Here is an 18,301-nt window from a genome sequence, read left to right as displayed (position 1 = left end):
TTCACTCCAAGAAAAATTGCATCGGTGTATTGTCGATTTCGATGACGTCGTGGTTTTTCAACTGTAGGCTTTTATCGCCTAACGGCTGCTTGTTGACCGCCAGGCCGTCGTGACCTTGCAGCGCGGATACGTAATAGCCGTCTTTGCGTTTGGCGATGACGACGACTCCGGCACCGTCGTGTCCCAGGCGGGTCATGGCTTTTTTTAACGGTAAAATCCGGCCGATGTGCGGGCCGTCCATGATTTGCAGATTGGCTTCCAGCGGTTTGCTGAGTTGCTCCAGTTTACGGTCTAAGGCTTCTACGTCGGCGTCTTTTTTAAGCTTGACCTTAGGTTCGGGCTCCGGCGCGGCGATGAAAGATTCCACGGTGTTGAACACGATGTAATGTTTGCCGACATTGATAATGTCGCTATTTTGCAAACTCCATTCTTTGGTGGGATGGTTGTTGATCATCAGCGGAAACTTGTCGTTCAGCTGTTTGATGATGCAAGCCCCGTTTTTGACCACGACTGCCGCGTGCGCCGGCGCGACGGCCAGACTGTCGACGACCAAATCGTTGCTCTCGTCCCTACCAATATGTATAACGCCGGAATCGTAAATACATGAATGAATGACTTTATCTTTAAAATAGACGGTAAATTTTGCCATTGCTTCGAGTTAAAAGTCTGCGCGACCGGATTGTAGTATAGCTTTATTCGCTAAGCTTGCTTAACTCTAAATTAACGCTAGTCAATTTTAGAAGTCGTTACTGATTGCCGAATATCCTGCGGTTTGTCGCCTGTATACGGCCTTGGCTAACCGGCGCTATAGTCCGGCCTAGATATTTAATTTATCTTCGATTTTTTGTTTGTACTGTAGGTAATGCACGCTTTGCGCCTGCGCAAAATCGCTAATGCCCAATAACTCGCAAGGAATGTCGATATCCGTGATGTGGCAAGGATAGTTTTCGTGGGTTTTACGGAAATTCATGATGTATTGTTTGACCTCTAAGTACGATTGCGCATTGCTTATGGCGAATTTGCGTTGATTGCAATAAATCGCGTGGCCTTGGCTACGATCGGCCGTGATGCGTACACTTAAATCCAGTGCCGAGTCGTTTTGCCGGATGTCGACCGAGTGGCAGGAGACGACGCCTGCCGAATTTTTTTGGATTTCGTAGCAATCGATAAGGATCGTTTCCGGCAATTTGGTTTGTAGTTGCAGGTTTTTAATGAAAACGTAGTAGTGGGTCAGGATTTGCTGCGGGTTAGCGCCGGAATGCTGGCGCACAAACAGAGCGCCTTTCTCGTCGATGATGTAGAAAGCGATATGCTTGCTGGAATGGTGGTAAAAAATCTGTAGCCGTTTGGGTTTGTTAAATTGGTACAGATAGGGGATGAAGGTTTGTTCCAACACGAAATCGTCGAAATGTACCGGAGAAAATTGCGCTTGTGTGCTGGAAAGTTCTTGCAACAAAGCCTGGGAGTTCTCCAGAAGATAATAACTCAAGCTGTTATTTTGTATCCTAAAGCAACAATAGCCGGCCTGCGCTGCCAACAGATAGCGACCGTTTTGGGCATGCGGACCGGACGAAAAATGCGAGGATAAACCTTCAAACAAGCTTTCCAAGCGCATGCAGATGCTGCGTCCTCTGGCGCGGGTATAACAAACAATCCGTAGCGATTCTGCGCTCAATGGTTTACTGGTCTGGTTGAACACTTCGCTCAAGCAATTGAAGACGCCTTCCAAGCCTTGGTATTCTTGAAAAGTCACTTCGCCCCATGATGATACCGATACTTTTTGAATGTTAATGACAAAACAGTAGCGATTGTCGCCGTAGCTTAAAGGATCCGAGCGCTCGCTCATCATGAACAGCTGAGGATTATTGTCTATTGGCAGTTCCTTGCCCCAGTTTACTAATAAAAAAGACGCTTTGATCCGGTTAGGCTGGCTATAAATTTCCAAGCCGGTGTCTTTATCGGGTAAGTGCAAGCTTAAAAACGCGTGTAATTGCGACAATAGCCTGGATACCTCGCCGTCGCCGTTTTGCCTTGCTCCGCTAGTGAGCATTTGGGCTTGCAGGGTGCGGCTATAAATGCCGTTCACCACAATCCAGCACAGCAGTTCCAATAGCGAATCGGCTTGTTTGATAGCTTGGGCAAGGCTTGATTGCAAGGTGGGAAGTTTCCCTGAGAATAATTTCCACGCTTCGCCTCCGGAATACGGCAATTCTTGTAGCGTGACTGCTGCCGGTTTGGTGTAGACCATGGCGCGGGTGGTCAGCACCTCTATTTTTCCGGGCTTCAAATCCAGGGATGCGCTAAGTTTGCGGCTTAAGAGCTTTAAATCGTGGTTTTGACCGGGATGGTCCAGAGGGTTGCCGGTGATCTTAAGTATCATCCGCAAACATTGCTGCAGTTGATCGCGGATAACGCCATGTTGCGCGCCGGCTTTTTCTATCGTCCACGATTTGCGTTGCAATAGGTTGGGCAATAGTTCCTCCGGCCAATGCCATCGGCGGGCGATATTGGCCATAAAGGCTTCGTGTATAGCGTTTGCTTTGCTGTCGGTCTGAGGGGTAATGGCGCCCATTACTTTGATTTGCAGGCATTCTCTGGCTAAGTTCAATCGTTCGTGCGCGCCAAGTCGGCTCAGATAATCGTCTACTTTTTCGTAGATCAGAAGATAGGGGTCCATGCTGTCTAGCGAATAAGTCCCTGCGTAAATCGCTTTTTTCAAATTGGAACATAACCACATGGGTTGTGGAAATTCGGCCGCATAACTCTCCATCAAAAATAATTTCAACAACGATTTATGCGGCGACCCCAGCGATTTGTAGATATGCCAAAGCGTGGCGCTGACAAACTCCGATTGCGGCATGTTTTCCAGATTGCCGAAGTCGAGCACTTCGTTTTCGGAAATGAAGCGATTTTCCAATAAATGCGATACATATTCGCGATAGCGGCTTTCTTGTTCGGGAGGGACCAGCCACCAAATCGGGACTTTGCCGGCAATATAGACGGAGGTACGGTAGAACTCTTCCAGCAGTAAATAATGTTGAGTCTCGCCGCTACTCTCGGAGGAGAGCGGGGTGTTGGTGCCTTCGCTAAATTGAGTGCTGTTCAATAAGAAAAAATGCACTTCGAGTTTTAACGATACTGCCCACTTCTCGATCAATTCCGCTTTAGCGCGCAATTGTGCTAGTTGTTCGTCCGGTAAAGCGGCCGGATGGCAGAGCCAAACGTCAATGTCGCTTTTTTGCGAGAAGGCGACACTCCCTACGCTGCCCATCAAAAAAATACTTTCGACGGGATAGTATCTTAAGGCTTTACGTTTGTAGGTATAGCCTTTGGAAAACTGTTTGGCCGTATCGACCGCTTGGCGATTAGGCTGGTAATCGGGTATTCCCGCCGGTGTTTCCAGTGAAACGAAACCGGGTAACAGCGGGTGGTTTTGATGGAACAATAAGGGTAGAAGGTTTAAAAAGTCGTGCTGTCTGGGCTGTAAAAACTCGCGAATTCGTTGTAAACGGCCTTGATTGAGATGCTTAAAGCGTTGGATGACGGCATGCAGATCTTTTTTACTGATCTCTTCTCCCGGCGCTCCTAGACGAATTGGTAAATGACGAGACGACAAATTGAGATTACCCGTTTGTTAACTTAGGCGAATTCCAGCGAGAAATATACCCGACTGAGGGTGCTTTGGCCCCACACGAAAATTCGGCGCCTGTCGGGTAGATTTATTCTTGTTCATTGCCTTAGAGATTTATGTGACCCGGTAACGGTTTTATCTCCCCTGATGCCGCGCCCAGCACCGGTTGTTATAAAGGATTAATGGCGTGACATCCGCTAGCGGTTGTGAAAATCCAGCAGTACGGTTTGTTTCCCCGGACTACCGAAGCAGCGAAACCGGGTTAGGCTGGTATGGGGAACTTCAATTCGGAAACTGTTTTCCGGAGAAATGCCCATCAATAGGGAAAACAATGCCCGAATCACGCCGGCGTGGGTAATGAGTAGCACTGATTGGCCAAAATATGCTGCTGTCAGTTGGTACCAGGCGATGTTAACTCTAGTGCTGAATTGCTTATAGGTTTCGCCTTCCGGCGGGCTGGCGTTCATAAAGTCCCGGTAATAGGCTTCCAAAGCCTTAGGGTAGCGGTGTTCTATGGCTTCGGCGGTTAATCCTTCCCACCTTCCGAAGTCAATTTCTTGCCAAGCTGCGTCGACATAGAGCGGGATATTGCGTGTTGCCGACAAATGTAGGGCGACGGCTTGGCAGCGTTGCAATGGCGAACTGATGACCGCCTGCCAGTTTCTGTTATCGCAGCACTCAAGCATTTGCTGCCACCCGACTTCGCTTAAGGGATCGTCGGTAATGCCTCTAAAGCGGATTCCACCGGTTGGCTCGCCATGGCGCAGTATATCGATAGTGGTTTGCGTGTTTTCGAATTCCCTCATGGGGTTGATTTTAAGTGTTGAGCGTATCCATTAAGTCGATCATGAACTCCATTTCCTCGTCTTCAACGGCCTTCCAGCCGGCAAAGCCCAAGCTTTTCAACACGCCGCAGTCTTTCTCATGAGTCGTCATGTCGCACAGCAAACTGCGGATTTGGTCGCGCCGGGAATGCAGTTTCGGGCCGAGCATTAAGGTGTGATTGATCACGCTAATTTGGCTTCTAACCAAGACTTTTAGTTGTTTACGGATGATGGCGGACAGTCCGTCGAAGGCTTCGACCAGAAAAATGCCTGCATCGGCTTCATTTCTAAGGATATGTTTGGCGACCAATACGTAGGTGTCTGAAGTAACGAAGGCGACATTGCTCTTGTCCAGATCTGCCGGCTCCAGCATGATCATTCCGATTAGGCTAACATCCGGGTCGTCTGTGAAGGCGATACGAAGGCCTGGTTTTAAGTCCTCTACACTCGCGGCAGGATTTTGCTCGGATACCGCAATTAGTGCTTCGTCTGTCGCGCCGTTGACTCTGGCAACAGGCAAAAAGTTTTTTTCCCTAACCAGCATCGCCGCGTCGTAAGGGTTTGCGTAAATTAGGTCTACTTGATCGGATTCTATTGCTTTTCTTTGATCTTGAAAGCTATCGAACATCTGCAGGTGGATGTTGGTTTCCAGTTGTTTTTGTAGCCAGGTATTAAAGATGTACCAACCTGAAAGATGATCAGGCGTGAAATCCGGACTGACTGTAAATAGATAAGACATCAATGACTCCCGATCAGGAAAGAGTACGGTAGAGTTGTATGCGTTCGGCGATTTTAGCTCGCGACGGTTTACGCCTTACCGAGGTGTAGCCTACGACTTGGCCGCCTCTGATATTCGGGATGACGGTCGCTTTGACCCAATAGAAACCGCCGTCTTTTCTTAAGTTTTTTACATATCCCTGCCATTTTTCTCCGTTTTGCAGGGTATTCCACAAGTCTTGGAAGGCGGCGGCAGGCATGTCCGGGTGGCGTAGAATGGAATGGGGGGCGCCGATCAATTCGTGCTCGAGATAGCCGGACATTTCGACAAAAGCGCGGTTTACATGTGTAATGAAGCCTAGCGGATTGGTACTGGAGACTATGAGTTTTCCGTCGGGATAAGGCGTTTCTATTTCCGTGTAATAAACTTTACGCGTGATCGAATGGTACAAAGACAATTCGGCTTCTCGATAATCGCCGATAATATCTTCGATCTTCATGTCAGAAATCATATTCATCCCCCGTAGTATGGTTTAGAGCATGTCCGCAATGCTTTCCGCTGCCCGTTTTACGTCAAGAAAAATTAAACCCAATTTGGCGTTTGGTTTTGCGAGTACGGTTAATACTGCTTCGTGACCGGCATAAGTCATTAAGACGTAGCCGCGTTTACCTTTGATCAGTACTTGTTCCAGTTCGCCTCTATTCAGTTCTTGCGCGGTACGATCGCCTAGGGACAGCATCGCGGCGCTCATGGCGCCAACTCGATCTTCGTCCATATTTGCAGGTAACACCGCCGCCATCATCAAACCGTCGGTCGAAATGACGCCTGATGCCTCGATGTCGGCTGAGGTGCCGTTTAGTTCCGTTAATACCGAGGTTAAAAGATCAGCTTTCATTTATGTTCTCCAGATATATTGAATTTTCATGCTTGAGATTACGTACTATTTTTCGCAATAGCGTATGCTGAGAGCCCACGCTAAGGTGACAAAGTGGTCGCGGTTAAAATGTGGAATACCGGCTATAGCAACGACGAAACGGTGCTTACCGATGAATAAAGGCCAAAAACCGATCTGACTGAAGCCATAGGCGTCGACAATGGCCCAGGCATGACTGGCTAAGCCTAGATTGTTGGCGAGTAAACCGGTCCGTCTCGCATGTACGGTCGCTAGTTCCGCACTCAGAGCGGACAGCTCTTCCGCCGTTTCGTGCGGAAAGCCACTGCTGCTTAGATAAAAGCCCTGTTCGTCGGCCAATAAAACTTTGTCCGTCTCGGAAATCGCGCTTAATAGGCTAGGCAATATATCTTCCAGCGCCTCGGAGGGGGCTTGGATAGACGAGCCTATTCCGTGCAACCAACCTAGTTTTTGGCAGTGGTACAGCAATTCCAAGTTCTTGGCGTAGTCGTCACTTTCCATCAAGGTAGCCAGCCCTTCCGCGGAGGCGGAGGGGCTGGTTGGCTGTTGCAATATGCGCTGCAAAAAACGGCGCGATTTGTCTGCCACCGGTGAACAAAGGGCTTGGTATGCGCCAGCTGGCGTCAACTGTATGTAGAGATTCGGAGCTAATTCCAATTCGCTCATATCATGCTTCTTTAAGTAGCGGATCCAATGAAAAGAGCAGAGCTTGTACTAACAAAGACACGTCGTTGCGCTGTCTAGCGTCTACCGAAAATAACGGTGCTTTGAGCTTGATGTGTTGCAAGTGTTGTTGATAGTCCGAAATAGTCGGTTTATCGCTGAGATCCATTTGGGTAATGCCTATCGCGACTGCAGTTTGTTGAATAAATTTATCGAAGGCCTGTAGAAAAAAACGCAGGTCTTGGAAAGGGTCGGCTCGAGTGTTGTCTAGTAATAAAATTAAGCCGATGCCGCCTGTGGTCAAAATGTCCCACATGAAGTCGAACCGCTCTTGGCCCGGCGTCCCGTATAGATGTAGTTTTTCTCCTCCGGCGAGATTCATGACGCCGTAGTCCATTGCAACAGTCGTCGCGGACTTACGATTTTTGGTCATGTCGCTGGCGGTAGCATCGGTTTTTACTGGCGGTATATCGCTAATGCTTGAAATAGCGGTTGTTTTACCAGCACCGACCGGGCCGGTAAAAATAATCTTATATTGGGTCATGCGTTTAATCCTTCTACTGTTCGCCGCGTAACTTATTCAGAATTTTTCCTAGCAAGCTTTGTTTTTTCTTGATTGTAGTTGGAGGTGTTAGGGTTTGTGTCGCTTGTTCCGGTAATTTTTCGCCTTGCTTTAATAGGCCGATGCTATGACACGCGCTCAGGAAGGCGAATACATATTGAGGTTTGATGTTTAATGCATGGATGATTTGATTTGGAGATTGATCTTCGCGTATCAGTAGGGCGCTGATACGCATGGCGTCGGGTACTAATAATAGGCGTGTGAAATTAGGCCAATGTTCTAAGTGGACCGGGTGATTGGGATCAAGTCCATTCAGATAGCGGCCTTTGGAGGTCCAAACTGTTAGTTTCCAAATAAATGCCTCCAGATTCTGCGCTGCTTCCGGTTTGTTTTTTGTCGATATATTACGCAGATTGACGGGGGTCAAGGTGTTCTTGTCGCTAAACAGTTGGCTTTGCTCCATACCGGCGATGATGCGCAGTTGTTTGTCTTGCGCGTCTACTTCGATTTGGTGAGTATCGGGGTAAATAGTTAACGGTTTCCAAACCGAATTGACCAATATAGCTTGGTCTTGTTGATAAGCCAGCTGGCGCGCGGATAACACTTGACCCAAAAGGTAATGATTGGGGTTGAACCTTGCTTTATAGGCTTGAGTTGGATCATCGAAATCAATGTCGGCTAGTAAGCCTAAAAACGCGGTATATCCGCCTTCGTTTTCCGTTACTAATGATTTTTTATGCGCTCTAGCCGGCTGATTTTGCACGGATTCAGTTTCGGTTTCCGGGTCGTCTTCAGTCTGAGGGTGGTCGATTGGCGGATTGGGGGCAACTTCGGTTTTCAGTTGGGCTTGCGGCTGATCGGCTGTGCTATTCCCGTTGCCGCGTACTTTATTAAGGATGGCAACCAGATTGTCCGACTTGATAGGTTTTTGTAAAAAATAAGTGTTTTCTATGTTAATCGATTGCAGTGATAGTAAAACTATCGGTCGTCTGGGAGACACTTGACGCCTCTGTTGCAGAATTTCGCCGGCGGTCGCAAAGTCCGCGTCGATGATGTCCACTTCCGCTTCGGTTTCTGTGACGACCTCGGCGATGCCTTTACAAGGGCCTTTCAGATAAAGCGCCAAGGTTTTGGATGCACGTGTGTCCATGCCAAACAGTGCAACTTTGATCGGCAAAACATTTTGCGGTTTCACAAGGATCCCTCTGCAGAATGGGCTTGTATGATGGACTGCCACTCCGGCAACAATTGCTCGGTTTTAACGAGTAGAGTGTTGTAGAAAGCGTTCATTCGAGCGAAGTTGTTTGTAGAGCCATAAAGTTCTATTAAAAGTTTTTGTAAATCCATTCGATGCGCTTGCTCCGACAATCCGGCTTCCAATAGCTCGATGGCTTCTTCCAGTTGGCTAAACTCAATATAGTCTAAGGCTAGCGCTAAATAATCCGTGCCGATGCCGTGGAGGTTGGTCTGTTGTTTCTCCATTATAAGCGGTTGTCTGTTCGATAACGGGGAAAAAAGGCAATATTTGTTTGTTTTCAAATGATTAGGAGACGCGAGGGATCGGGTTATCTCGGAAAACTGTTCAGGGCTCAGTAGCTGTTTTGAGCCGATTATCAAGCGTCGACTGAGAGGGTGACCTTTTCCGTTCAGCGTGACGAGCAAATCCACTAAAGAGGCGTATAAGGCGTCACGGAGCAAATTCCGATAGCAAAAATATATGCGTTGAACGTGGGTTAATAAATCAGTGGGATGGGCGCGTAGACGGTAGGTTAACGACATGTAGATGCTTTCAGCCGAAAAAGGGTCCGAGCTTAATGCGATTAATTCTCCTGGGAAAAACGTTATCCTTTCCGGGGTGTTGCAAGCTGTTTGTATTAAAAGATCGGCGTAAAGTTTACTCATTAACGTGCCTCATCATGTTTTGTGAAACAATAGCAGTGTACTGAAATTTCGGTGGCAATTTTAAATTGAGGCATGACGAGATTCACAATAAAACTTATGATTTATGTGGAATTGTCGTTATCTGTTTGATTTTATATAAAACCTTAACGAAATCTAAAACTTGAGGTGGCTGATATGCTGTGGCTGAAGGCCTTGCATTTGATATTTATGGTGACATGGTTTGCCGGGTTGTTTTATCTGCCCAGGTTATTTGTGTATCACGCCCTGTCGGACGATGAAGTTAGCAAGGAAAGATTCAAATTGATGGAACGCAAGCTTTATTTCGGCATTATGAGTCCGGGCATGCTGGCGACACTCGTATTCGGCACCTGGATGTTGAAAGATTATGCATGGGCCATGTACGCATCCGCCGGATGGTTGCATGCGAAACTGGTTTTGTTATTTTTCTTGGCGATGTATCACTTGCTCTGCGGAAAATGGTTGTACGATTTTAAATATGACCGCAATCGCCACAGCCACGTTTATTTCCGATGGATGAACGAAGTTCCGGTGTTGTTCTTATTTGCGATTGTGTTTCTTGCCGTGCTAAAACCGTTTTGAAAGTTCTCGCCAAGTGTTAGTGATTTATACTGATAAAGGAGGTTAATAACCTTTTCCGGCAAACCATAGCTCCAACATCATCAAGATCCAGATTAATTCGCCGTAGTATGCCGCGTGAACACTTTGATGCATGTTTACCGCATGATCCAAGAATTGGGGTTGGAACCATGCGCGGCGTTTTAACGAAGCAATGGCGTCGTAAGCCAAGTCTTTTAACGGCTGATGATCTTGCAACCAGATCCCGAAGGGTAAGCCGAATCCGTGTTTAGTCTTATTGATAATTTTATCCGGCAAAAAATCTGCCATGGCTTGTTTGTAGAACCAACGTAACTGTTGGCCTTTAAGCTTTAGGTTGGACGGAACTTTGCACGACAAATCGACTATGCGCTGATCCAGCAAAGGATAATAAACCTCGATGCCAACCATTTCGCACATGCGGTTTACTTTGACTAAATCGTTGTCGTGCAGAGTGGTTTTCCAATCCATGTATAACATCCGGTTTAAAGTACTGGCTTTTTCGGGCCGGTGATAGCATTCACGGAGCAATTTCAGCGGTTCGGAAATGTCGATATCGGCAAGAAAGTCAGGGTTGAATATGTCTGCAACATCGTGGCGGTGTAAGAAATTGTAGTCTTGCAAGCGATCGGGCATCGGCGATTTAGCTTGCTCTATGTAACGTTTGGCTTTAAACGGCAATGGATGTTTCGTCAATCCATCCGGTAGCAGGTTTATCCCTTGTTCCAGTCCGGCTCTGACAACTCCGGGCAAGCGAAAATAATGCTCGAACAGCATTTGTTTGGCATAGCGTTCGTTGCCGGCGAATATTTCATCACCGCCGTCTCCTGCCAAAAGCCGTGTGATGCCATGTTCTTTTCCCAGTTTTGCGCAGTAATAAGCGGCTAAGGCGGACGAGTTTCCGAACGGTTCGTCGTAATAAGCGGCTATCAACGGAATTGCATCGACAGTGTCTTTCGGCGTGACGTAATATTCGAATTGTCGGGTATTGAAATGGCCGGCGGCAATATTGGCATACTCTATTTCGTTATAGCCTTCCACCGGAAAGCCCATGGAAAATGTTTTGGCTTTACCGGGAATAATTTTGGATAAGGCTCCGGCGACGCTGGAACTATCCAATCCGCCGGATAAAAATGCGCCGGTATTATCTTCGTTATCCGTTAGTTTTTCGACAGAATCGATTAATAAACTTTTTAAATCGTGGCCGGCTTGGGAAATATTGAAATTGCTTCCCTCAAGAAATTCAGGCAGCCAATAACGTTGGATGGTTATTTTTCCGTTATCGTAAATTAAGCATTGGCCGCCTTCTAGCTTTTTAACCTGCTTGTAAATCGTGTTAGGGCTGGGGCAATGGTGAAAATAGACATAATCGTAAACGGTTTGTGGATCTATTGAGCTATCGACTGCCGGATGGCTTATGACTAGATCGGCGTTCGAGCCGAATACGATGCCGTTGGCAATTTCGGCATAATAGATGTGCTTCAAACCTATCGGGTCGGTTGCCAGCAAAAGCCGATTTTGTTTGCTATCCAGTGCAATAAAAGATTGAATGTTGGGTTGTTGTGCCAGAAAATTGAAAACTGATTGGTTGCTATCGAATATGTTATTGAAATTTTCTATCGATAAGCTTTCACCGTATATAGGGAAAAAAATGCGATTTTCGGCTATTAGCAAATGGCGTGCAGAAGCAAACACGCATCGGTCATCGACATAATCTTGATTATTTTGAGCGGATTTAAGCTTGCTTAATAGGGCAAGGTTAGTATTGCGCACTGATGAAATGTCTATCCAGCCAAAAAAAGATTTCATGATGATAGTTTTCGATTAATGTTTTACGTGACTTACAACGTATCGGAACTTCCCGGATTTTTCCGCCGGTATGGTTTCTAAATACTCTATATCGATTTCGACGCTGTCCCCTAAGCGTTTTTTAAATTCCGAGCGAATTTTATGTTCGGCTGTTTGACTGGAATAGTCAGTACCTCTAACGATATGCACTTGAGTTTTATCGATAGAGTGTTGCGTAATTTTGAAATTTTCTACACCTGGTAAATCCCGTAGTACATAAATGAGCGCTAAACCGTGCAATACCGTACCGTCTTTGGCGATGATGAAATCGGTGGTACGGCCTTGAATGTCGCTAAGCAGCGGGAGGCCGCGTCCGCAAGTGCAAGTTTGCTCGGACAGTATGCCCATATCGCCGGTGCGATAGCGGATAAACGGAAAGTCGCGTGTAGCGAGGTGGGTTATTACAATTTCCCCTAATTGACCGATAGGTAAGGTTTTTCCGTCGGTATCGATGATTTCTACGATGATGTCCTCCGCCGTGATATGCATGCCGCCGGCAGGGCATTGATGAGCGATAAAGCCGGCATCCCGTCCACCGTAACCGTTTGCCACAGGGCAAGCGAATACTCGCTGGATAGTCTCGCGTTGATGTTCGTAAAGTTTTTCCGAGGTTACGAACGCCACTTTAATACCTAAGTTTTTCAGCGAAATACCCTTGCTTTCGGCATAACCGGCAATATGAGCCAGAGCGGAAGGATAGCCGAACAGCATTTTGGGGCGAATTTTCTGTAGTTTTGCGATGAAAGCGTCGAGTTTTTCGGGCGACATTTCGAACGCCGGTAGTAACTGAGTTCGTAGCAACTTGTCTCGAAGCAAGCGGATTTTATCTTGTGCGCCTAATTCTATAGGTGATCCCCATACTACAGCTTCCGGGTCGCCTATATCTACTCCCCACCAACGGGTGGCGCGCCATTTTGCGGCTACGTCATGACTCACTCGTAGTCGGCCAATGAAAAATAGTAAAGGCTCTCCGCTAGAGCCGCCTGTATTGAATTTTGAAAGGCCCACCGCGTCGTCCGCTTTTAAGGCATCGGAGTACTTTCTAATGGTTGGCTTGTCAAGAAGAGGGAGTTTTTCCAGGTCATTCAAATGAGCAAACTCGTTGGGATCTAAACCAATTTCCGAAAATAGCGAGCGATAATACGGTACGTGAGTTTGAACGTCTAAAAGTAAGGCCCTTAATTTCGCTAACTGTAATTCTCTGATTTTATCCGTGCTAAGCCATTGAGTGCGCTCCATTTCCGCTCTCACTCTAACGCTAGAGTGCTTTTTAAGAGTCTCATGCAACGGAAATAGTAAAGATGAGCAGAATTTAGTGTATAAGTCCATCAATTTACCATTTTGGTGAATTCTGTCATTAGAGTTTGAATTCGAGTATCCCATGAATTGCTTTTGGCATAATCGATAATTCTATCGCGATCCCAGTGATTTGATAATGCCTTATCGATGCCTATGCGCAAAGAATCTGAATTGCCGAAAGGTACTATATAGCCTAGGGTGTTGTTGCATACCACTTCGGTGTTGCCCCCTACGTCGGTAGTTACGACAGGTAATCCGCAAGCCATGGCTTCTAAAAATACGTTGGCCCATCCTTCGTTAGCGGTAGCCAACACGAAAACATCTGCAGCGGACAACGGCTCATGCAACGCTTTGGCCTCCATTGCGCCTAAAAACTTGACATGATTGGATAGATTTAAGTCGTTTACCAACCGTTCAAGGTATTCTCTATTGTTTCCTTCCGGACTGGCACCGCCTATTATTAAATACAGCAGTTTTGGATGATTTTTTAGCAGTTTCGGTAATATCTCTATTACTCGATGAAATCCTTTTCTATTCACTAAACCTCCCACGGATATAAGCACTTCCGCATCCTCGGTAATCGATAACTTTTTTCTGGCTAAGGTTTTTTCGATGGGAAAAAACTTAATGAGGTCGACGCCGTTCCCGATGACAGTTATTTTCTCGGGTGCAGCCCCTATACCGACCAGATATTCTTTTAAAGAGTTCGAAACTGAAAAAACTTTATCGGCATTCCGAAGTGCCTTAAGAATTCTCGATTTTAGTTTTGGGATGTTCGATAAGGGTACTTCGGTTCCACGCAAGGTAATACTTGTCGGCACTCCTAGCCAACGACCTAATAGAGTAGCGGCGTAACCGTCCGGATAAGCGAAATGGGCATCAATGATATTGAACTGAAGTTGTTTTTTTAAGCGAATGAGTAAGAAAACGGAACAGATAGCCATTGAAAAGCCGTCTAAAAACCGAAATAGGCCCGGTATGGACAGAAACCTAGGGAAATATACTTGGATATCGTCTTGCATTTCTCTAAATGCGGGTTGCGGCCGATAATCGGGTTTGAATATCCGAATCACGTTTTGTAGTGGAAACCAAGGAACTGGTGAAACTACCGCAAGCGGGTAATGTTGTGCGACTTTGCTCATCCTTTCCCGGATAAACAGTCCGGCATTTTTCCTAGCAGAACTGGGATAAAGCGAGGAAAAAACCAATATATTCGGTGATTTTCCGGGCATTATTTCTTCGTTAAATTTACGTAAATCGATTGGTAGTTAGCTACACTATTTTGCCAATTTCGTTCATTTTCTACATAACGACGGCCGGCTAAGCGAATATCTTGCCAATTATCCTTGTTTGCAATTACCGTCAATACTGTTTGAGCTAATGATTCAGTATTGTTTGCTTTGAATAGGTAGCCGGTTTTTAGATTGCGGACTAATTCGTGGTGACCGCCGACGTCCGACGCTATCACTAATTTTCCTTGCGCCATTGCTTCCAAAGGTTTCAAGGGTGTTACCAATTCGGTTAGACGCATCGTTAAACGCGGGTAAACAAATATATCGACCAAACTGTAATAGCGTGGAACCAAGTCGTGTGCAACTCGGCCCGGCATGATTACGATGTTTTGTAAATTTAGCTCGATAATTTTGTTTTTAATTTGTTTGAGTTGCGGTCCTCCGCCGACTAACAGCAAGCGAATATTGGGATGCGTTGTTAATATCTTGGGTAGCGCATCCAATAAAATTAATATTCCTTCATATGCATAAAAGGACCCTATAAACCCTAAAACTGTGCAATTACGAAGCTTGTATTTTTCGATTAATTCATCGTCTGCAGTCGTGTTGAAGTTAAATTTATCAATGTCTACAGCATTAGGAATAACAGTAATTTTTTCCCCGGAAATTCCTCTGGAAATAATATCGTTTCGCAAGCCTTCGCAAATAGTGGTTATAGCGTCGGCATGTTTGAATACATAAGATTCCAGGGCATGGGTTAAGCGATAACGAATGCTTCCTTCTTTGGTGGTTCCGTGATCGACGGCGGCATCTTCCCAAAATGCTCGGCATTCGTATACTAATGGTATTCGGTATCGTTTTGATATTTTTAGTGCAGCAATGCCATTTAGAGCTGGCGAATGAGCGTGTAAAATATTTGGTTTGATTTCATGGACTATTTCCTCTAAGCGTTTTTCCAAGCTTTGAATAATTGCCCACTGATTAAGTATGGGTAAATTTGCGAATATGCCAATGGGATCGGGAGAACGGTAGAAGTCTAAGCCATCGAAGGTTTCTACTGGAGCTCTAGCGCCGACATGTTTGGCTGAGGTTATATGAAAAGTTTGCCAACCAAGCTTTCTTTGTTCTTCTAAAATAGCCCGAGTACGAAAAGTGTAGCCGCTATGTAAAGGTATAGAATGATCTAGAATATGTAAGATTTTCATATTACGGGATATTTAGATTTTAATTCTGCTTTGTCAGCTTGAATTAGTTTTTGATAGTCTTTTCAAAAGCTTTTTAGTTAAATGGGGTAGCAGTAAATGCCATGGCATTCTCAAACAATGGGCGCGGACGTATAAAATCCATCGAGCCAATCCGGTCCAGCGACTGTCGCAGCTCGGATGATCGGGCATGAAGGCTTTGCTGAATAAAAAATCCATTATGTTTAAAGATCTGATCCTGGCTCCATTTTGTTCCAGCTTTTTCCTTAACGACTCTAAATTAGGAGTATTAAGTATAAGTTCTAAATAACGCACAGCGTAAAACACGGGTTTGTGCAGCCCTAACTGTAGTGCACGATCGGCTAAATGCAACTTGGCGTTCTCGTCGAGCTCATTGATTAGTCCTTGTAAATCCACAAGGTCGCGCAGGCCATGCTCCAATTCGCCGTCGTAGAAAAGATGCGTAGCGCTGTGAATGATTTGATCCAGCCGGGATAGAGTAAAAATGCTGTGGTCATTCTCAAGTTCAACTATTGACTCTAACAGTGATCCCGCTTTCGGGCAATTTAACGCCGTAATAGGCAAGATGTTATGGTGTAAATCAATGATGCTGCCACGTTTAGCATGCTTAAATGGTGGAAGTTCGTGCATCCATTTACGATAGTACATGTCGTCGTATTGGTCTTTCGACTGATGTAGCCAGCCATGTATAATTAATCTGGACTCGATTTTGCTAAGTTCGGATGCGGGAACCAGTAAATCGATATCCGAAAAAGTTCGTCCATAGCTTATTGAAAGATTAGCAGCGGCATAAGCCGCTCCTTTTAATAATATAACGGGGCAATTTGTTTCGGAAAACGCCTGTTTAAGTTTTGTTAGTTCCCAACCAAGATCCCTGCGCTGTTTTTCGGCCCGGACTCGCGCCGTCTCAAAATGGGTATAAGGTCCGTCGGGTAAGTCGATTAGGCTGTTTTGAGCTTCTAACAAATAGTAAAGCTTGCCTAGTAGTAGGCTGCGCTTTGCTTGGCTGATCAATAGGCTCCAATCGGCATTGCTTAGGTCGGAAAATGATTTTTCATGCCTTAATATAGCGACTAATAGCGGCCATTTTACGCTCATAAGTTGATTCTCAGTCGGTCGAATACCTCAATCGCCTCGTCTAAATTGCTGTATTGGAAGGTAAAGCATTCCGATTGGTCGACAACTGTTTTCAAGGTGTTAAATGCGATTTTTCCTATTATGTTGTAATTGAAAGCATTATTGGCTATTTGGAGAAATGCTTCGCCTTTGGGTTTGTTGCGAAGTTGGGTGGAAGCCTTGTGCTCGAACTTGGGGAATACGATCCATCGAACCGGGCATTGTACAGACTGCAATCTGATGCTCTCGGTTGGCGGTTTAAGGTGGCAGACATTGCCTTTTATGGTTTCAGCGGAAGACAGACCGAAAACCGCCTTAGGGTAGCGCGCTTTAATGATGTCGATGGATTGGTTTTTTAAACCAATTGGTCTTGGCATGGGTACGGCTTTTGCCGTGTTTAAGTCAAGTAATGTCAATTCGTCCGACAGTAGTCGCCAACCTTCTTGAATTAGCGTTGCGCATAATGTGCTTTTTCCTGAACCTGGCGGTGCTGGTAAAATGACCGCAAAGCCGTACTTTTCAACGACTGCAGCATGAATGATCAAATACGTGTTAATTTGGGTGGAAATGCACCAATTCATGCCCCATTCCAGCATTGCTGTAACATGGCTGATAGGGAAGGGATTAAAGACTTTTTTTGAATCTAAGCTGAATTCGGCGTTTTGATTGTTCCGGAAAATCAACTTACTCTTTGAACCGGTTACGGAGATATTGAAATCGATAAACGGCAGTGCTTGCGAGGGTCTGGGGTGTTTGGTTGTATCGTAAAGCTTAACTATGTTTTCCTCTATTGAGTTAAGCTCGCTAGTGACCAGAAAATAGAATGGTCCGGATCTGAGTAAATAGTTACGATAATCGTTTATTGGAAGTCCGGGAAAAAACACACTCAAGTAGAAAAAATTAAATCTTTTTGGATCAATACAGTTAATAAAGAGTCAATAAAGCTATTGGCCTCTAGGGTGTTGCAAAACAAATTGGTATTATCGTTAATTATATCTTGTTTAGAAAAACCGTGGTTATCAATATGGCGTTTTATTATTTTTCCGGATACTCCGGAAAACAGATGAGTATTCCCTGACTGTTCTTGATAGACTACGACTTCGTCCTGCCAATTTGCAATGTAAATAGGATGGATCCAGTAGAACACGGTATTATGGTGCTACGCAAGCGTCATAAAACGTTTCGTACTCAGATACCGTTGCATTCCCTGAAGTTAGTACTTCAGGGAATCCGCCATAGTTTGCGTCATTCAATTGAGAAGCCATCATATAAACTACTTTGGCGTCACTTGATTCAAGTTTCATCAAGACAGAATGGATACTATGGTAACCAGTGGGGAACACAATAGAAGGAGGTGGATTGGTATCCAGATATGTCTCCCATTCCTCCGGTGTTTTCCATTCGGTATTCGGGGTTGCTGTTGTATACGAGTTGGTTTGGTTAGCGAATGAAACAATTCCGTTAACCGATTGATTAGCAACGCAAAACTCGCCAGCCCAGGAGGATTTGTTCGCCAGTGTCATAATGACGGGGGCTAGAGCGGCGCCACGTTTTGCGAAACGCCGTTTGGATTCGTCCACATGAGTCCCGTGGTCTTGCTCTGGTGCATTTTTAAATTGTTGATTTTTCTCATTCATTTTGTTTGCCCTCAGCATTTTGGATTAACACTCTAACAAAATGGTTATGTGCTGTCTACTGCCCCTCAGTACATCTAATGGTATCTTAATTTTGTTAACGTTTGCTTACCTGAATTAT

18 protein-coding genes are annotated in these 18,301 nt (G+C 45.5%); 1 reads left to right on the top strand and 17 read right to left on the bottom strand.

The annotated features are described in order from the left end of the window. Nucleotide 1: 1 nt before the first annotated feature. The 10 genes from F1E05_RS15280 to F1E05_RS15235 all read right to left on the bottom strand — a co-directional run bounded on the left by F1E05_RS15280 (nucleotide 2) and on the right by F1E05_RS15235 (nucleotide 9,213). Nucleotides 2-649, bottom strand: a complete 648-nt coding sequence (locus F1E05_RS15280) for an FHA domain-containing protein (protein ID WP_150049937.1) — start codon at nucleotides 647-649, stop codon at nucleotides 2-4. A 168-nt stretch (nucleotides 650-817) separates the two neighbouring features. Next, nucleotides 818-3,616, bottom strand: coding sequence for a class I adenylate cyclase (locus tag F1E05_RS15275; RefSeq protein ID WP_150049935.1), 2,799 nt, complete (start codon nucleotides 3,614-3,616; stop codon nucleotides 818-820). A gap of 212 nt (nucleotides 3,617-3,828) precedes the next feature. Further along, nucleotides 3,829-4,437 (bottom strand): histidine phosphatase family protein, encoded by a 609-nt coding sequence (locus F1E05_RS15270; protein ID WP_150049933.1) that lies wholly within the window; start codon nucleotides 4,435-4,437, stop codon nucleotides 3,829-3,831. A 10-nt stretch (nucleotides 4,438-4,447) separates the two neighbouring features. After that, nucleotides 4,448-5,194, bottom strand: coding sequence for a phosphate/phosphite/phosphonate ABC transporter substrate-binding protein (locus F1E05_RS15265; RefSeq protein WP_150049931.1), 747 nt, complete (start codon nucleotides 5,192-5,194; stop codon nucleotides 4,448-4,450). Between the two features lie 13 nt (nucleotides 5,195-5,207). Continuing rightward, nucleotides 5,208-5,684 carry a PAS domain-containing protein gene (locus F1E05_RS15260; protein WP_150049929.1) on the bottom strand — a complete coding sequence of 159 codons (477 nt, stop codon included), beginning with the start codon at nucleotides 5,682-5,684 and terminating at the stop codon, nucleotides 5,208-5,210. Between the two features lie 21 nt (nucleotides 5,685-5,705). Further along, nucleotides 5,706-6,068: a roadblock/LC7 domain-containing protein gene (locus F1E05_RS15255; RefSeq protein WP_150049927.1), complete on the bottom strand. Its 363-nt coding sequence runs from the start codon at nucleotides 6,066-6,068 to the stop codon at nucleotides 5,706-5,708. A 45-nt stretch (nucleotides 6,069-6,113) separates the two neighbouring features. Then, nucleotides 6,114-6,752 carry a hypothetical protein gene (locus tag F1E05_RS15250; protein ID WP_150049925.1) on the bottom strand — a complete coding sequence of 213 codons (639 nt, stop codon included), beginning with the start codon at nucleotides 6,750-6,752 and terminating at the stop codon, nucleotides 6,114-6,116. Nucleotide 6,753: 1 nt separating this feature from the next. Then, complete coding sequence (locus F1E05_RS15245; protein WP_150049923.1) at nucleotides 6,754-7,293, bottom strand: GTP-binding protein; 540 nt, start codon at nucleotides 7,291-7,293, stop codon at nucleotides 6,754-6,756. Between the two features lie 13 nt (nucleotides 7,294-7,306). Next, complete coding sequence (locus F1E05_RS15240; RefSeq protein ID WP_150049921.1) at nucleotides 7,307-8,461, bottom strand: hypothetical protein; 1,155 nt, start codon at nucleotides 8,459-8,461, stop codon at nucleotides 7,307-7,309. A 41-nt stretch (nucleotides 8,462-8,502) separates the two neighbouring features. Beyond that, nucleotides 8,503-9,213 (bottom strand): tetratricopeptide repeat protein, encoded by a 711-nt coding sequence (locus F1E05_RS15235; protein ID WP_150049919.1) that lies wholly within the window; start codon nucleotides 9,211-9,213, stop codon nucleotides 8,503-8,505. 174 nt (nucleotides 9,214-9,387) lie between these two features. On the opposite strand from F1E05_RS15235, the gene F1E05_RS15230 reads away from it, so the two are divergent. Continuing rightward, a complete protein-coding gene (locus F1E05_RS15230; protein ID WP_150049917.1) occupies nucleotides 9,388-9,813 on the top strand; it encodes a CopD family protein in 426 nt (141 codons plus the stop codon). Between the two features lie 42 nt (nucleotides 9,814-9,855). Here F1E05_RS15230 and F1E05_RS15225 read toward each other — a convergent pair whose 3' ends face one another. From F1E05_RS15225 to F1E05_RS15195, 7 genes are all read right to left on the bottom strand, one after another. Further along, complete coding sequence (locus tag F1E05_RS15225; RefSeq protein ID WP_150049915.1) at nucleotides 9,856-11,637, bottom strand: asparagine synthetase B family protein; 1,782 nt, start codon at nucleotides 11,635-11,637, stop codon at nucleotides 9,856-9,858. A gap of 15 nt (nucleotides 11,638-11,652) precedes the next feature. Beyond that, nucleotides 11,653-13,005 carry a phenylacetate--CoA ligase family protein gene (locus tag F1E05_RS15220; protein ID WP_197737383.1) on the bottom strand — a complete coding sequence of 451 codons (1,353 nt, stop codon included), beginning with the start codon at nucleotides 13,003-13,005 and terminating at the stop codon, nucleotides 11,653-11,655. Next, nucleotides 13,005-14,207 (bottom strand): glycosyltransferase, encoded by a 1,203-nt coding sequence (locus F1E05_RS15215; protein WP_150049913.1) that lies wholly within the window; start codon nucleotides 14,205-14,207, stop codon nucleotides 13,005-13,007. Before F1E05_RS15215 ends, F1E05_RS15220 begins: the two co-directional genes overlap by 1 nt. Further along, nucleotides 14,207-15,412 carry a TIGR04063 family PEP-CTERM/XrtA system glycosyltransferase gene (locus F1E05_RS15210; RefSeq protein WP_150049911.1) on the bottom strand — a complete coding sequence of 402 codons (1,206 nt, stop codon included), beginning with the start codon at nucleotides 15,410-15,412 and terminating at the stop codon, nucleotides 14,207-14,209. The genes F1E05_RS15215 and F1E05_RS15210 overlap by 1 nt, the downstream gene beginning before the upstream one ends. A gap of 33 nt (nucleotides 15,413-15,445) precedes the next feature. Continuing rightward, a complete protein-coding gene (locus F1E05_RS15205) occupies nucleotides 15,446-16,528 on the bottom strand; it encodes a nucleotidyltransferase domain-containing protein (protein ID WP_150049909.1) in 1,083 nt (360 codons plus the stop codon). Next, nucleotides 16,525-17,430, bottom strand: a complete 906-nt coding sequence (locus F1E05_RS15200; RefSeq protein WP_232056876.1) for an HprK-related kinase A — start codon at nucleotides 17,428-17,430, stop codon at nucleotides 16,525-16,527. The genes F1E05_RS15205 and F1E05_RS15200 overlap by 4 nt, the downstream gene beginning before the upstream one ends. Nucleotides 17,431-17,697: 267 nt before the next feature. Beyond that, entirely contained in the window at nucleotides 17,698-18,183 is a 486-nt protein-coding gene (locus F1E05_RS15195; protein WP_150049906.1) for a hypothetical protein, read from the bottom strand. Between the last annotated feature and the right edge of the window lie 118 nt (nucleotides 18,184-18,301).

The sequence above is a fragment of the Methylomonas rhizoryzae genome (genome assembly GCF_008632455.1).
GTDB lineage: Bacteria > Pseudomonadota > Gammaproteobacteria > Methylococcales > Methylomonadaceae > Methylomonas > Methylomonas rhizoryzae.
The sequence above is the reverse complement of the archived record's forward strand: the minus strand, read 5'-3'. Positions and strand labels throughout refer to the sequence as shown.

Excerpts from the sequence above, each read along its gene's own strand:
- F1E05_RS15225 (WP_150049915.1), bottom strand. The coding sequence starts at position 11,637 with ATGAAATCTTTTTTTGGCTGGATAGACATTTCATCAGTGCGCAATACT.
- F1E05_RS15265 (WP_150049931.1), bottom strand. The coding sequence starts at position 5,194 with ATGTCTTATCTATTTACAGTCAGTCCGGATTTCACGCCTGATCATCTT.
- F1E05_RS15260 (WP_150049929.1), bottom strand. The coding sequence starts at position 5,684 with ATGATTTCTGACATGAAGATCGAAGATATTATCGGCGATTATCGAGAA.
- F1E05_RS15195 (WP_150049906.1), bottom strand. The coding sequence starts at position 18,183 with ATGAATGAGAAAAATCAACAATTTAAAAATGCACCAGAGCAAGACCAC.
- F1E05_RS15280 (WP_150049937.1), bottom strand. The coding sequence starts at position 649 with ATGGCAAAATTTACCGTCTATTTTAAAGATAAAGTCATTCATTCATGT.
- F1E05_RS15250 (WP_150049925.1), bottom strand. The coding sequence starts at position 6,752 with ATGAGCGAATTGGAATTAGCTCCGAATCTCTACATACAGTTGACGCCA.
- F1E05_RS15270 (WP_150049933.1), bottom strand. The coding sequence starts at position 4,437 with ATGAGGGAATTCGAAAACACGCAAACCACTATCGATATACTGCGCCAT.
- F1E05_RS15240 (WP_150049921.1), bottom strand. The coding sequence starts at position 8,461 with ATGGACACACGTGCATCCAAAACCTTGGCGCTTTATCTGAAAGGCCCT.
- F1E05_RS15230 (WP_150049917.1), top strand. The coding sequence starts at position 9,388 with ATGCTGTGGCTGAAGGCCTTGCATTTGATATTTATGGTGACATGGTTT.
- F1E05_RS15235 (WP_150049919.1), bottom strand. The coding sequence starts at position 9,213 with ATGAGTAAACTTTACGCCGATCTTTTAATACAAACAGCTTGCAACACC.
- F1E05_RS15245 (WP_150049923.1), bottom strand. The coding sequence starts at position 7,293 with ATGACCCAATATAAGATTATTTTTACCGGCCCGGTCGGTGCTGGTAAA.
- F1E05_RS15210 (WP_150049911.1), bottom strand. The coding sequence starts at position 15,412 with ATGAAAATCTTACATATTCTAGATCATTCTATACCTTTACATAGCGGC.
- F1E05_RS15220 (WP_197737383.1), bottom strand. The coding sequence starts at position 13,005 with ATGGACTTATACACTAAATTCTGCTCATCTTTACTATTTCCGTTGCAT.
- F1E05_RS15215 (WP_150049913.1), bottom strand. The coding sequence starts at position 14,207 with ATGCCCGGAAAATCACCGAATATATTGGTTTTTTCCTCGCTTTATCCC.
- F1E05_RS15205 (WP_150049909.1), bottom strand. The coding sequence starts at position 16,528 with ATGAGCGTAAAATGGCCGCTATTAGTCGCTATATTAAGGCATGAAAAA.
- F1E05_RS15255 (WP_150049927.1), bottom strand. The coding sequence starts at position 6,068 with ATGAAAGCTGATCTTTTAACCTCGGTATTAACGGAACTAAACGGCACC.